The organism is Ruegeria sp. AM1 (genome assembly GCF_056540745.1).
On sequence record NZ_JBQFXH010000001.1, the window covers coordinates 898,218 to 912,182 of the forward strand.

The 13,965-nt window shown below is 57.2% G+C and carries 13 protein-coding genes; 10 read left to right on the forward strand and 3 right to left on the reverse strand.

Annotated features, from left to right (window positions below; translation table 11 throughout):
- Positions 1-95: 95 nt before the first annotated feature.
- On the reverse strand, positions 96-1,277 hold the full coding sequence (locus tag ACR0I7_RS04465; protein WP_480508823.1) for an ABC transporter substrate-binding protein: 1,182 nt from the start codon (positions 1,275-1,277) through the stop codon (positions 96-98).
- A gap of 165 nt (positions 1,278-1,442) precedes the next feature.
- On the opposite strand from ACR0I7_RS04465, the gene ACR0I7_RS04470 reads away from it, so the two are divergent.
- Together ACR0I7_RS04470 and ACR0I7_RS04475 are read left to right on the forward strand one after the other, a co-directional pair.
- On the forward strand, positions 1,443-2,540 hold the full coding sequence (locus tag ACR0I7_RS04470) for a PQQ-dependent sugar dehydrogenase (protein ID WP_480508825.1): 1,098 nt from the start codon (positions 1,443-1,445) through the stop codon (positions 2,538-2,540).
- A 52-nt stretch (positions 2,541-2,592) separates the two neighbouring features.
- Positions 2,593-3,120 (forward strand): GNAT family N-acetyltransferase, encoded by a 528-nt coding sequence (locus ACR0I7_RS04475; RefSeq protein WP_480508827.1) that lies wholly within the window; start codon positions 2,593-2,595, stop codon positions 3,118-3,120.
- An 18-nt stretch (positions 3,121-3,138) separates the two neighbouring features.
- Here the strand turns inward: ACR0I7_RS04475 and ACR0I7_RS04480 are convergent, their stop codons facing one another.
- Positions 3,139-4,143 (reverse strand): GlxA family transcriptional regulator, encoded by a 1,005-nt coding sequence (locus ACR0I7_RS04480; protein WP_480508829.1) that lies wholly within the window; start codon positions 4,141-4,143, stop codon positions 3,139-3,141.
- 168 nt (positions 4,144-4,311) lie between these two features.
- Between ACR0I7_RS04480 and ACR0I7_RS04485 the strand changes: the two genes are divergently transcribed.
- Positions 4,312-5,682, forward strand: coding sequence for a class II 3-deoxy-7-phosphoheptulonate synthase (locus ACR0I7_RS04485; RefSeq protein ID WP_480508831.1), 1,371 nt, complete (start codon positions 4,312-4,314; stop codon positions 5,680-5,682).
- A 52-nt stretch (positions 5,683-5,734) separates the two neighbouring features.
- Here ACR0I7_RS04485 and ACR0I7_RS04490 read toward each other — a convergent pair whose 3' ends face one another.
- Positions 5,735-6,409, reverse strand: a complete 675-nt coding sequence (locus tag ACR0I7_RS04490) for a PAS domain-containing protein (protein WP_480508833.1) — start codon at positions 6,407-6,409, stop codon at positions 5,735-5,737.
- Positions 6,410-6,651: 242 nt separating this feature from the next.
- Between ACR0I7_RS04490 and ACR0I7_RS04495 the strand changes: the two genes are divergently transcribed.
- The 7 genes from ACR0I7_RS04495 to pstA all read left to right on the forward strand — a co-directional run bounded on the left by ACR0I7_RS04495 (position 6,652) and on the right by pstA (position 13,956).
- Positions 6,652-7,542 carry a YicC/YloC family endoribonuclease gene (locus tag ACR0I7_RS04495; protein ID WP_480508835.1) on the forward strand — a complete coding sequence of 297 codons (891 nt, stop codon included), beginning with the start codon at positions 6,652-6,654 and terminating at the stop codon, positions 7,540-7,542.
- 18 nt (positions 7,543-7,560) lie between these two features.
- On the forward strand, positions 7,561-8,202 hold the full coding sequence (gene gmk, locus ACR0I7_RS04500) for a guanylate kinase (protein ID WP_480508837.1): 642 nt from the start codon (positions 7,561-7,563) through the stop codon (positions 8,200-8,202).
- Positions 8,199-8,738 carry a gamma carbonic anhydrase family protein gene (locus tag ACR0I7_RS04505; RefSeq protein ID WP_480508839.1) on the forward strand — a complete coding sequence of 180 codons (540 nt, stop codon included), beginning with the start codon at positions 8,199-8,201 and terminating at the stop codon, positions 8,736-8,738. The genes gmk and ACR0I7_RS04505 overlap by 4 nt, the downstream gene beginning before the upstream one ends.
- A gap of 10 nt (positions 8,739-8,748) precedes the next feature.
- Positions 8,749-9,795 carry an ATP-binding protein gene (locus ACR0I7_RS04510; protein ID WP_480508841.1) on the forward strand — a complete coding sequence of 349 codons (1,047 nt, stop codon included), beginning with the start codon at positions 8,749-8,751 and terminating at the stop codon, positions 9,793-9,795.
- Positions 9,796-9,984: 189 nt separating this feature from the next.
- Positions 9,985-11,040: a substrate-binding domain-containing protein gene (locus ACR0I7_RS04515; protein ID WP_480508843.1), complete on the forward strand. Its 1,056-nt coding sequence runs from the start codon at positions 9,985-9,987 to the stop codon at positions 11,038-11,040.
- An 85-nt stretch (positions 11,041-11,125) separates the two neighbouring features.
- The gene (gene pstC / locus ACR0I7_RS04520) at positions 11,126-12,598 is read left to right on the forward strand and encodes a phosphate ABC transporter permease subunit PstC (RefSeq protein WP_480508845.1); all 1,473 of its coding nucleotides are present in this window, start codon (positions 11,126-11,128) and stop codon (positions 12,596-12,598) included.
- Entirely contained in the window at positions 12,595-13,956 is a 1,362-nt protein-coding gene (gene pstA / locus ACR0I7_RS04525) for a phosphate ABC transporter permease PstA (protein WP_480508847.1), read from the forward strand. Before pstC ends, pstA begins: the two co-directional genes overlap by 4 nt.
- The last annotated feature ends 9 nt before the right edge of the window (positions 13,957-13,965 follow it).

A 13,965-nucleotide genomic window follows, 5' to 3' on the forward strand; every position in this document is an offset into this window, starting at 1 on the left:
GTCGCTTCCCCATTTAAAGAGGTGCGGTCTTTTTTCATTGAAACAGCCCGGGCACAAGGCCCGGGCTGCTTATTGTTATGACTGTCAGTTCAGGATCAACGGAAGTTGACTGTCTTGTTTTCGCCGTCGGTGACTTCGATCTCGCGATATGAGCCCGCACTTTCGCCGGGGCCGATCAGCTCAACACCGGATGCACCGACATAGTCAATCTCCTGACCGGCAGCCAACAGCTCAAGGCCTTTGGCCAGCTCACCCGGATAGATTTTCTCGCCTGGCGCATTTGCGACGTCCAGAATCTTGCCGCCATAGTCGGCAGGGCTGGTTGATCCTGCAGCCTGCATGGCCAGCATAAACAGCGCAGCCGCGTCGTAGGATTCAGGCGAATAAGGGGACGAGCCGTCGAAGCCGGCAGCTTCGGCCAAAGCAAAGTACTTTTCAGCACCTTCGCCGCCAGAACCGGCGATCTGACCGAATGAACCATTCAGGTCCGGGCCGACATTGGCAGGTAGCGAGTCACCGATCATGCCGCCTGGCAGACCGAACGTGTCAAACGCGCCGCTGTCCAGAGACGATTGAATGATGCCCAGACCACCCTGATCAAGATAGCCCGCAACAACCAGGATATCGCCACCGGCTGACGCCAGCGCGCCAACCTCGGCCGAGTAATCCGCTTTGCCGTCCTCGTGCGCTGCCGTAATGGTTACCTCGCCACCGGCAGCCTCGAACGAGCTCTTGATCGCGTCAGCCAGACCTTTGCCATAGTCATTGTTGGTGTAGGTCAGGGCGATCGAGTTGATGCCGCGATCTTTCAGGATGTCGGCCATGACCTGACCTTCGCGCGCGTCAGACGGCGCGGTGCGGAAAAACAGACCGTTATCCTCCATGGTCGACAGGCCGGGCGATGTTGCCGACGGCGAAATCATAACCATGCCGTTGGGAATGGCGACGTTCTGCAGAATGGCGCCGGTCACACCCGAGCAGTCACCGCCGATGATGCCTGCAACGCCATCGGCGATCATGCGTTCGCCGTTCGACGTGGCCAGACCGTTGTCGATACAGCCGGTGTCAGCGCGTGACGCGGTAACGGTTGCACCATCCAGCAGTTTGCCGGATTCGGTGACTTCGGCCATCGCCATTTCGGCGCCTGAACCCATTGCCGGTGCCAGCGATTCAATCGGACCGGTAAAGCCAAACAGGACACCCAGTTTGACGTCGTCCGCCATTGCGGTGCCAGCCAGAAGGGCGGTTGCTGCAGTTGCAGTAAGCAGCTTTTTCATATGGTTACTCCCTAGTTGGAACGTAAGCGTTCTGGGCAAGACCCTAGGCAAGCCGTCAGAAAAAGAAAAGTCCTAACGGAAAAGTGCTTTTGCACGCGGTAACTCTATTTGTTTTGATAGAGTTGGGGCATCAGCCAAATGCCCCCCTGAAACCGGAGACTGATGATGATCAGAGTTTGCACGATTCTTATCTTGCTTGTGTTCGGCACCGCAGTCCGGGCGGATGTTTTGCAAAGCTCGGCAGGGCCGCTGAAGCTGACCCAAATGGTCGGCGGGCTGGACGCCCCGTGGGCCGTCGGCCTCTTGCCTGACGGAAGCTTTGTTGTGACGGAAAGAGATGGTGATCTTCTCTTTGTAAGGGACGGTCAGACAAACCAGGTATCCGGCGTGCCCGAAGTTGCCGCGCAGGGGCAGGGCGGATTGCTGGACGTCACGCCAGCCCGGGATTTTGCCCAAAGTCGTGAACTCTTTCTGACCTACGCCAAGCCGCAGAGCGGCGGCGCGGGCACTGCTGTTGCCGTTGCGCGCCTGTCTGAAAACGGAAAGAGACTGACCAATGTCAGAACCATCTTCGAAGCGGTCCCGGGCGGATCGGGTGGACGGCACTTTGGCTCGCGTGTTGTTGAGGCGCAGGATGGCACGCTGTTTGTCACCATCGGTGAACGTGGGGACAGGCCGGCGGCGCAGGACAGATCAAACCATATGGGAACAGTCATACGCATCAATCGTGACGGCACGGTTCCAGCAGACAATCCGTTTGTTGGCACCCCGGATGTTCGCCCGGAAATCTGGTCCTATGGCCACCGCAATCCGCAAGGGGCTGGTCTGGACAATCAGGGCCGCCTGTGGGTGTCAGAGCATGGGGCCCGAGGCGGTGACGAGGTCAATCTCGTTCGCGCCGGTGCAAATTATGGTTGGCCCGTCATCTCATATGGCACGCATTATTCCGGTGAGAAAATAGGTGAAGGCACAACCAAGCAGGGGTTGGAGCAGCCTGAATTCTACTGGGACCCCTCCATCGCGCCGTCCGGGTTGCTGGTCTATTCGGGCAAGCTCTGGCCGCAATGGAAGGGCGACATCTTTGTCGGATCGCTCAAATTTGACTATATCGCGCGTCTGGCCGGAACGCCTTTGCAGCAAGTTGAACAGATCAAAGGCCCGCAAACCGAACGCGTTCGCGATATAATCGAAGCCGAAGACGGCTCGATCTGGTTCATCTCGGTTGGTCAGGGAGCAGTGTATAGGTTAACGCCCCAGAAATAGATTTCTTGGTCAGAATCCGCCACAATAGAGATATGGATGGGAGCAATCATGGATGAGTGATTTTGAAATAGAGCTTTGCGCAAGCTTGCCGCCAAAGGAAAAACTCAACGACCTCCTCTCACAATACTACGACCTTATCGTTCAAAGAATGGGCGACAAAGGTTTTGAGTTCGATCCAGCCGCGCCTGAAAGCGCGCTTGCTGAGTTCTGGGCCAACGCAGAGGACTATCTGCCTCCGAACGGATGTTTGGTTGTCGCCAAGAACAAAGCAGGAGAGTTTGTCGGATGCGGAATGATGAAGCGTCTCGATGTTTGGACAGGCGAGCTAAAGCGGGTTTTTGTCACCAAAGCAGCGCGTGGAACCGGCACAGGCCGTGCGTTGATTGAGGCCCGTGAAAACGCGGCCAGAGATATGGGGTTGAAACGTCTTGTCGCCGATACGCTGACACCAAACATTGAAATGCGTGACCTTTATCCCAAGCTTGGATTCGTCGAACAGGACACGCCGATCGAGACGACGACCTATTTGGACCAGCCGATGCTAAGGCCGCATCTGCACTACTTTACAAAAGAGCTTTAGGCGCGATTGCGTCAAAGGTTACACCGACAACCGCCCGGCCTGCGCGCCACGCTCTCGATACGGCGTTGTATTATAGTGCGCGCGGTAGCATTTCGAAAAATGCGACGGGCTGGCGAACCCGCAGGCCAGCGCCACGTTGATGACGCTCATATCCGTCTGCATAAGTAAATTGCGCGCTTTGTGCAGGCGCAGTTCCATATAATACCGCTTTGGTGAACGGCTCAGATAGCGTCGGAACAGGCGCTCCAGCTGTCGGGTCGACATGCCGACATCTTTGGCCAGAATGGATGGAGAGATCGGTTCTTCGATGTTCTTTTCCATCATCAGGATAACCTGACTCAGCTTCGGGTGCCGCACACCGATACGGGTAGGGGTCGACAACCGCTGTGTATCCTGATCGGTGCGAATTGAAGAATAGATCAACTGATCCGCCACTGCATTGGCCAGATCTTCGCCATAGTCGTTGGCGATCAGCTTTAGCATCAGATCAATAGACGAGGTGCCCCCGGCGGTGGTCATACGGTTGCCGTCAATCAGGAAAACCGATTTGGTCAGTTCAACCGTATCAAATTCTTCGGAAAAGCTGTCTGCATTTTCCCAGTGAATCGTCGCGCGCTTGCCCTCGAGCAGGCCGGCCTTGGCCAATGTATAGGCCGCAGTACACAGGCCACCGATCCGCAGGCCTTTTCGCGCCTCGCGGCGCAGCCAGTTCAGAACCCTCTTGGACGTGGCAGCCTGAACATCCATGCCCCCGCATACAAGGATGACGTCGTCGCGCTGCAACTCTCCCAGATCGGCATCCAGCTTGAATGTGGTGCCTGCCGAGCAGCGAACAGTCTCGCCACCTTCGCCTGCCAGGGTCCATGTATAAAGTGCGCGGTCGGCCATGCGGTTCGCGATACGAAGGCTGTCCATCGCTGACGCAAACGACAACAATGAAAACTTGTCGAGCAGCACAAATACGAAATTCAGCGGCTTTGTCGCGTCACCGTCGACCGTGACAACTTGGCGTTGCTCTTGCATGGCGAACTGTCCTTGATTCGTCGGCTGCGGCCTTATGGCTGCAGGCAATTTGACAGACACCATGCTCAAAGCTTGTTTACCCCGTCAAGAGGCCGAAATCGCATATGGTCACTCTTCTTTGCATTTTGTATAGAGGCACTCTGAAATACCTCAGCGGAGATCAAAGCTATGACTGAATGGCAAAAAACGAGCTGGCGCAACAAGCCCCGGGTTCAGATGCCAGACTATACCGACGCGGCCGCGCTGGCCAAAGTCGAGGCTCAGCTTGCGCAGTATCCCCCGCTGGTCTTTGCGGGCGAGGCGCGGCGTCTCAAGCAGCATCTGGGGGCCGCCGGTCGTGGCGAGGCCTTTTTGCTGCAGGGCGGGGATTGTGCAGAGAGCTTTGAACAGTTCAGTGCAGACGCAATCCGTGACACGTTCAAAGTGATGCTGCAGATGGCCATGGTGTTGACCTACGGCGCCAAAGTGCCTGTGATCAAGGTTGGTCGCATGGCGGGCCAGTTTGCCAAGCCACGCAGCGCACCCACCGAAATCGTCGATGGCGTTGAGCTGCCCAGCTACCGCGGTGATATCATCAACGAACTGGCCTTCACGCCCGAAGCGCGCATTCCCGATCCGAGTAAGATGCTTAAGGCCTATACGCAGGCAGCGGCAACGCTGAACCTGTTGCGCGCCTTCTCGACCGGTGGTTTCGCCGATATGAGCATGGTGCATTCCTGGACGCTCGGCTTTACCGACCAACAGGACGTGCAAAAGTATTCTGAGATTGCAGACCGCATTCAGGACACGATCGATTTCATGGGCGCTGCCGGCATCACTGCGGACACGACCCACGAGTTTTCGACCGTGGAGTTCTACACCAGCCACGAAAGCCTGCTGCTAGAATATGAAGAGGCGCTGACCCGTCTCGATTCGACGTCGGGCAATTGGTTGGCAGGGTCCGGTCACATGATCTGGATCGGCGACCGCACACGCCAGCCTGATGGGGCGCATGTCGAATTCTGTCGCGGTGTACAAAACCCGATCGGTCTGAAATGCGGTCCGACGACGACCGCAGAGGACCTCAAGGTGCTGATGGCCAAACTGAACCCCGAGAACGAGGAGGGGCGTCTGACCCTGATCGCGCGGTTTGGGGCGGGCAAGGCGGGTGAGCATCTGCCTCGCCTGGTCAAAGCCGTCAAGGAAGAGGGTGCCAAGGTCACCTGGGTCTGTGATCCGATGCATGGCAACACGATCAAATCAGCCACTGGCTACAAAACCCGCCCGTTTGATTCCGTCCTGCGCGAGGTTCGCGACTTCTTTGGCGTGCATCAGGCTGAAGGTACAATCCCTGGCGGCGTGCATTTCGAGATGACCGGCTTGGATGTCACCGAATGCACCGGAGGCGTACGCGCCGTGACCGAGGAGGATCTGTCTGCACGCTATCACACTGCTTGCGACCCGCGCCTGAATGCAACGCAATCGCTGGAGCTGGCATTTTTGGTAGCGGAAGAGCTAACACAACTGCGGCGTGATCGCGTGAAACGGGCAGCTGGTTGAACGCTATGACAAACTAAATAACGGCAGGGTAAAACCTGCCGTTATTTGGATGTCAGTCATCGCGCGAAACCACGAGGCGTAGGTGACTGGCCCGATGCCCGAAGCCGGTCTGCTCCTCGGCAAAGCCGGCGCTTTCGCTTTTTATCGGCTTGGATTGTGCTTGAATTTCCGCGACAACACGCGTTTTTGAGCCGTCAATCGAAAACCTGCGGGGTGTTGCACCCACCGCGCCGTCACTGACCATCACGCCGAGTATCCGGCTGACATCCCCAAGATCGCTGCGCAGCGGCAGTAATATCATCCGGGCCTGCATCCGCGTCCGGCCAAACTTGCCCGTTGAACTCAGTTCCAATTCGGCGACGGCTGGCGCTGCGAACACCTGCTCCAACGTGTCTTTGACATCATCCCGCGCGCCGGGTTCAAAAAAGGCGGTCACAGGCATGCCGCGCACTTCCATTCCTGCCAGTTTGTTGAGATGACTGCCTGCCAGACGAAAGCGTGCCAAGCCGGGTGCGATGCGTTCAAGGATGAAGGTATATTCCAGCAGGTTTTCCAGCCCGCGCGGGTCGATTTGCGAACGCATCGGCACGCCGCTGCCATCCAGCAGCGCCGTCCAATATGCCTCTGCCTGCCGAACTGGGGACAGACTCCGACCACTCTCAAAGCGATCCATCGCGACGATCTTTCCAAATTCTGACCCGGAACTACTGCCGAAAAAGGTTTTCATTTTTTCACCCTCGTATCGATTGGCCGCCATTTTCCTAAAATGCTCTGCATTTGGGGCACGGTAGCCAACCTGTCATCGTGACCGACAGACTGACACGGGTTTATTCAATTTTGGAGCAAATCTTTAACGAATGGTTAACTTTCGGTTAGGAGTTGCTGGCAAGCGAAGTCTTGCCCTTGTGCCACAGATGGCATTAGGTGCGGCAGGCGCGCAGGACACAGTCAGTCAATGAAAGGGCAGGCATGATCAAATCCATGACCGGGTTCGCCTCGGGTAAAGGGGCGTTCGGGCCGCATAGCTGGACGTGGGAACTGCGCAGCGTTAACGGCAAGGGACTGGATCTGCGAATACGGGTCCCGGACTGGTTGACGGGATTGGAAGCGGCCTTGCGTGCCAAATTGTCTAAGTCGATGCATCGTGGAAATGTCACGCTTTCATTGCGGCTGAGTCGCGAAGAGTCGGCGACGGACCTTCGGCTTAACGAAAACGCAATGGCCGCTGCGCTGGAGGCGCTGGCACGAACTCAGGCGATGGCAAAGGCGCAGGGGATCGATCTGGAACCCTCACGAGCTAGCGATCTGCTGCCCCTCAAGGGCATGATGGAGGCCGGAAACGAAGCGGATGATCCCGTGCCGCTGGTTGAACAACTGATCTCTGAGTTTGATGCGGTGCTGAACGCATTTCTCGATATGAGACGCTCGGAAGGAAGTGCACTATCAGCTGTGCTCAATGCGCAGCTGGAACAGATCGATGAGTTGACCGGGCAAGCAGCGGAGCTTGCAGACCAGCGCAAGGATCAGATGGCGGCGGTGTTGCGCGACAATCTTGATCGCGTCATGGCGAACACCCAAGGCGCAGATGCGGACCGTGTTGCGCAGGAACTGGCTCTGATCGCGGTCAAGGCGGATATCACCGAAGAGATCGACCGTCTGGCCACCCATGTCACCGCAGCCCGCGCATTGCTATCGCAAGAGGGTGCTGTGGGGCGTAAGCTGGATTTCCTGATGCAGGAGTTCAACCGCGAGGCCAATACCCTGTGTTCAAAGTCGCAAAACTCTGAACTGACTGCTGTGGGGTTAGAGCTGAAAGCGGTCATAGATCAATTGCGCGAACAAGTGCAAAATGTCGAATAGATACAGGAATACGTAACAATGGCGCATCGCCGAGGCCTTCTTATCATTCTGTCGTCCCCCTCAGGAGCAGGCAAATCCACTCTGGCACGCAGGTTGATGAGCTGGGACCCGGAGCTGGAGTTTTCCATCTCGGCCACGACCCGTGCCCCGCGCCCCGGAGAGGAACATGGGCGCGAGTACTATTTCTTGAGCGAGGATGAGTTCAGACAGCAGGTCGCCGATGGGCAGATGCTGGAACACGCGCATGTGTTCGGTAACTTCTACGGCTCACCCGCCGGGCCTGTGCGCAACTCGATCAACAACGGCTGCGATGTTCTGTTCGACGTCGACTGGCAGGGTGAGGTTCAGATCCGCAACTCGGAACTGGGCAAACATGCGCTGTCGATTTTCATTCTGCCCCCGTCCATTCCCGAACTGCGCCGCCGTCTAGAAACCCGCGGGCAGGACAGCGCGGACGTGATCGCTAAGCGTATGCTCAAAAGCTGGGATGAAATCAGCCACTGGGGTTACTATGACTATGTTCTGATCAACGATGATCTGGACTCGACCGAAGAAAAGCTGAAAACAATTGTCAGTGCCGAGCGTATGCGCAGAATTCAGCAGCCCGACCTGCAAAACCATGTCAGGTCATTGCAAACGGAATTCGAGGGGCAATCATGACAATTTATGCTCAGGGTGAACACGCCCCGCAAATCCACGAAGATACCTGGGTCGCACCTGATGCGAATCTGATCGGTAAGGTGGTATTGGAGCAAGGCGCCTCGGTCTGGTTCGGCTGCACAATCAGGGCCGATCACGAAGAGATCCGGGTCGGGCAGGGCAGCAATGTTCAGGAAAACTGTGTCATGCATATTGATGCAGGGTTTCCACTGACAATTGGTCAGAATTGCACCATCGGGCACAAAGTCATGCTGCATGGCTGCACGATTGGGGACAATAGCCTGATCGGCATGGGCGCGATTGTGTTGAACGGCGCCAGGATTGGCCGCAACTGTCTGATCGGGGCAGGGGCGCTGATCACCGAAGGCAAGGAAATCCCTGACAACTCTCTTGTCATGGGATCGCCGGGCAAGGTCGTGCGCCAGCTTGACGAGGCCACAGCGCAACAACTGACGCTCAGCGCTCTGCACTATCAGGACAATATGCGCAAATTCCGCGAGAGCCTGTCCCCAGTGACACCCCGCGCCGAGCAATAGGGATACCGCCATGACCGACGATTTGCTTACCGAATATGTTTCGGCCATTCCCATGCCCGCGCTGATGGTAGATCAGACAGAGCGGATCATTACGGCAAACACAGACGCCAAGACGCTGCTGGCCCAAAGCATTGTCGGGCGTCACTTTGCCACGATCCTGCGTCAGCCGCAGGTTATCGAAGCGATGGAGCAGAGCCTGCGCACCAAAGGCCCCGCTCAGTCTCGGCATCTAAGCAACGATGGGGCTCAAGACACGACCTTTGTCATGCAATGTCGTTATCTGAACGGCGTCGGTGCGGTCGAAGGTGGAGCCGTTCTGGCGATTTTCCAGGATGTCACACATCTGGAACAAGCCAGCCAGATGCGCCGGGACTTTGTGGCAAATGTCAGTCACGAGCTGCGCACGCCTCTGACCGCTTTGATGGGTTTCATCGAAACCCTACGTGGTCCGGCGCGCGATGACACAGCCGCCCGCGAGCGGTTTCTTCAGATCATGACGGACGAAGCCAACCGTATGAACCGGCTGGTGGGCGATCTCTTGTCTCTCAATCGCCTTGAGAGCGAAGAACGTATCCGTCCCAGTGAGCAGGTCGATCTGCGGGGGTTGCTTGAATCGACGCTGAATTCTTTGCGCCCGCTGGCAGATGAGGCCAAGGTGGCGCTGAATCTGGACACATCAGACAACCCGATTCATGTCACGGGGGACAGCGATCAGCTGCGTCAGGTCTTTACCAACCTTGTTGAGAACGCGATCAAATACGGCGGCAGCGGCGGCAGCGTCGAGGTAAGGGCGCTCACCTCTGAACGAGATGCGGCAACACGCGGCCCTGCTGTGCGGGTCAAGATCATCGACAAAGGCCCGGGCATAGATGCGGTTCATCTTCCCAGACTTACGGAACGGTTCTATCGGGCCGACAGCCACAGATCGCGTGAGCTTGGCGGAACGGGTCTGGGGTTGGCGATCGTGAAACATATCGTAAACCGCCACCGCGGTCGCCTGCGCGTGGAAAGCGATCTGGGCAAAGGCTCGGTCTTTACGGTTATTCTGCCGCGCTGACTTTCCGCGCTTTTGCCTTCGGGTGGGGGCGTCAAGAAAATTAAGATATTTTGCCTCGCCGACCTGAAATTCCAGTGCTTGTCATAAAACTGTTACGCACGTGTCACAAAAGGCTTACGCAGGACGCTTAGGGGTGCCCGCAGATCATCATGGGGGTGATCAAATCTAATCTCTACCAAGGAGACTGAAATGTCCTTTGTTAAACTGTCGGCTTCGGCGCTTGCTATCGCCGCCGTATCAGCCACTGCTGCTGCTGCTCGTGATCAGGTTCAAGTTGCAGGTTCTTCGACCGTTCTGCCTTATGCATCGATCGTAGCCGAAGCCTTCGGTGAGAACTTTGACTTCCCAACACCGGTTGTTGAATCGGGTGGCTCGTCGGCAGGCCTCAAGCGCTTCTGTGAAGGTGTTGGTGAAAACACCATCGACGTTGCCAACGCGTCGCGCCAGATCCGTGAAAAAGAAATCAAAGCCTGTGCCGAAAACGGCGTGACCGACATCATCGAAGTTCAGATCGGTTACGACGGTATCGTTTTTGCCTCCGACATCAACGGCAACTCGTTCGAGTTCACCCCTGATGACTGGTACAAGGCCCTGTCGGCTCAGATCGTTGTTGATGGCCAGCTGGTCGACAACCCGAACAAAACCTGGGATCAGGTCAACCCGAACTTCCCTGCGCAGCCGATTGCAGCCTTCATTCCGGGCACCAAGCACGGCACCCGTGAAGTGTTTGAGGACAAGGTGATCCTGGCCGGTTGTGAGCACACCGGTGACTTTGACGCTTACCTGGCAGCCGCCGAAGGTGACAACGACAAAGCCAAGAAAAAAGCGGCCGAGAAATCCTGTATCGCCATCCGCACCGACGGCGTGTCGGTTGATATCGACGGTGACTACACCGAAACTCTGGCGCGTATCGACAGCAACAAAGACGGCATCGGCGTCTTTGGTCTGGCCTTCTACGAGAACAACACCGACAAGCTGCAGGTTGCGACCATGTCCGACGTTGTTCCTTCGACAGAATCCATTGCTTCGGGTGAATATCCGGTTTCCCGCCCGCTGTTCTTCTACGTCAAGAAAGCGCATATCGGCGTGATCCCCGGCCTGAAAGAATATGCTGAGTTCTTCGTTGCAGACGAGATCGCAGGCCCCGACGGCCCGCTGGCTGAATACGGCCTCGTGTCGGATCCGGAGCTGGTCAAGGTTCAGGAAGCCGTTGCAAACGAAACCGTTCTGGGCGGCGGTTCCTAATTCACTCTTGTGATCCGAGCCGGGGCGTTTTATCCGCGCCCCGGTTCTTTTTGACTCCACTCCCTGCCATTCCGACGGAGTTCCCATGGCGCTATCCTGGTTGTTGCTTATCCTGCTTGTGCTGGCAGTGATCGGATTTTTCGCGGGCCGCACGCGCGCACTGACAAGCGCCGGAGGGGACGCCCGCGCATTGCATTCGCTGCCGTCCTACTATGGCTACAATGTCGCTCTGACCGCATTGGTTCCGGCATTGGGCGTATTGATCATCTGGCTGCTGGTGCAGCCGCTGATCGTGGAAAACACCGTCTCGGGCCTTGTTCCCGACAGCGCGATTCCCGAAGGGTCGGACCGCAACCTGATCATGAGCGAGGTGCGCCGCGTCGCGTATGGCATGGACGGCGCTGTGGCATCGGGCACCATGAGCGAAGCGCTGGCGCAGGATGCGAATGCCGATATCGAGGCGCTGACAGCGGCGCTGAAAGATGCAGGTCAGGTTCTGACGCAAGAGATCAGCCAACCGATCCTGACCGCGGCCCAAAAATACCGCAGCATGAACAGCGTCGGAACCGTTGCGATGCAGGGTATTGTGCTGGCGCTAGCCTTGATGGGTGCGGCTTTTGCCTATGTTCGCACACACAAGGAATTCCGTGCTAGAAACGTGGTCGAGCAGGGGGTTCTGGCCTTGCTGCTGTTGGCCGCATCGATCGCTATTCTGACGACCGTAGGCATTGTCTTGTCGATGCTGTTTGAGACGATGAACTTCTTCCAGCTGCACTCGTGGAAGGATTTCTTCTTTGGCCCGACCTGGGCGCCGAACTTTCGCGGCGGCAGTGAGTTGTCGATCCTTCCGCTGCTGTGGGGGACGCTCTATATCTCACTGATTGCGCTGCTCGTGGCGGTGCCGATTGGCCTGTTTGCGGCAATTTACCTGTCGGAATACGCCTCGGGCGCGACCCGTTCGATTGCCAAGCCGATGCTTGAAATTCTCGCCGGTATTCCAACGATCGTTTATGGTCTGTTTGCTTTGCTGACGGTGGGTCCGGCGCTGGTGTCGCTGTTCGGCGACGGAGGGGCTTTGGGACTGGGCTGGATGGCCAGCTCGAACGCGGTGCTGACGGCCGGGCTGGTCATGGGGATCATGTTGATCCCGTTTGTGTCCTCACTGTCGGATGACATCATCAACGCGGTGCCGCAGTCGATGCGCGATGGCTCACTGGGGCTGGGCGCGACCAAATCCGAGACCGTGCGCCAGGTGGTTCTGCCTGCGGCATTGCCGGGCATCGTGGGTGCGATCCTGCTGGCGGCAAGCCGCGCCATTGGTGAGACGATGATTGTGGTCATGGCGGCGGGTGCCATCGCCAAATTCTCGGGCAACCCGTTCGAGGCGATGACCACAATCACCACGCGGATCGTCAGCCAGCTGACAGGCGATACCGACTTTGCCAGCCCCGAAACGCTGGTGGCCTTTGCACTGGGGCTGACCCTGTTCGTCATCACACTGGGACTGAACATCTTTGCCCTCTACATCGTACGCAAATACCGGGAGCAGTACGAATGACCGACCTTTCCCAAACTCCAGGCGCTGCTCCTGCTGCAAAGCCCAAAAACGGGTCACTGTTCGAAAAGGACGCGCGCACCAAACGGCGCAACTCAGCAGAAGGACGGTTCAAGATCTACGGGATCGCGGCGATTGGTATCGGCTTGCTGATGCTGCTGGTTCTGGTCACCAATATCGTGACCGCGGGTCTGGGCGCGTTTCAGCAGACCTATCTGGAACTGAGTGTCGAGCTGAAAGCCGATAAGCTGGACAAGAAAGGCAACCGCAATATCGAAGATATCAAGAAGGTTTCGACATTCGGATATGCGCCCCTGATCGCGTCGGCCTTGGAAGCCGAAGTTGCCAAACTGGGGATTCAGACGGATTTGTCGGCCAAAGACATGGGCAAGATCCTGTCCAAAGCGGCGCAGGCCGAGTTGCGGAACTATGTCATCGCCAATCCTGACGAGATCGGCAAAACGGTCAGCTTCCGCTTTTTGGTCAACAGCCGCGTGGATGGCTATATCAAAGGCCGCGTGACCCGCGAGTCGATTGCCAATGACAAAAGCATCTCAGTCGCGCAGCTAGATTTCGTTGACCAATTGCGCGATGCAGGCGTCCTTTACAAAGCCTTTAACCCTGACTTCATCTTCGGTTCGGATGCGTCCGACCAACGGCCTGAGGCCGCAGGTATCGGTGTTTCGATGCTGGGCTCGCTGTTCATGATGTTTGTAGTGCTTGCACTGGCGCTGCCGATCGGTGTTGCGGCGTCAATCTATCTTGAGGAATTCGCGCCTCAAAACCGCCTGACAGATATCATCGAGGTCAATATCTCGAATCTGGCTGCGGTGCCTTCTATCGTGTTCGGTATTTTGGGTCTGGCTGTGTTCATCAACTATATGCACCTGCCGACATCGGCCCCGCTGGTGGGTGGTCTGGTGCTGACGCTGATGACACTGCCGACGATCATCATCTCAACCCGGGCCTCGTTGAAAGCCGTGCCTCCGTCGATCCGGGATGCCGCGCTTGGGGTAGGGGCCTCGAAAATGCAGGCCGTGTTCCACCATGTTCTGCCGCTGGCCGCGCCCGGCATTCTGACCGGCACCATCATCGGTCTGGCGCAGGCATTGGGGGAAACCGCACCGCTGCTTCTGATCGGGATGGTGGGCTTTATTGCCTCGAACCCGCCCGATGGCATTATCGCAGGCTTCCTGTCGCCGAACTCGGCCATGCCAGCGCAGATCTACGAGTGGTCCAAGCGTGCCGACCCGGCCTTTTACGAACGCGCATGGGGGGGCATCATCATCCTGTTGATCTTCCTCGTCACAATGAACACGATTGCGGTCATCTTGCGCCGCCGCTTTGAACGCCGCTGGTAAGTGGAGGCA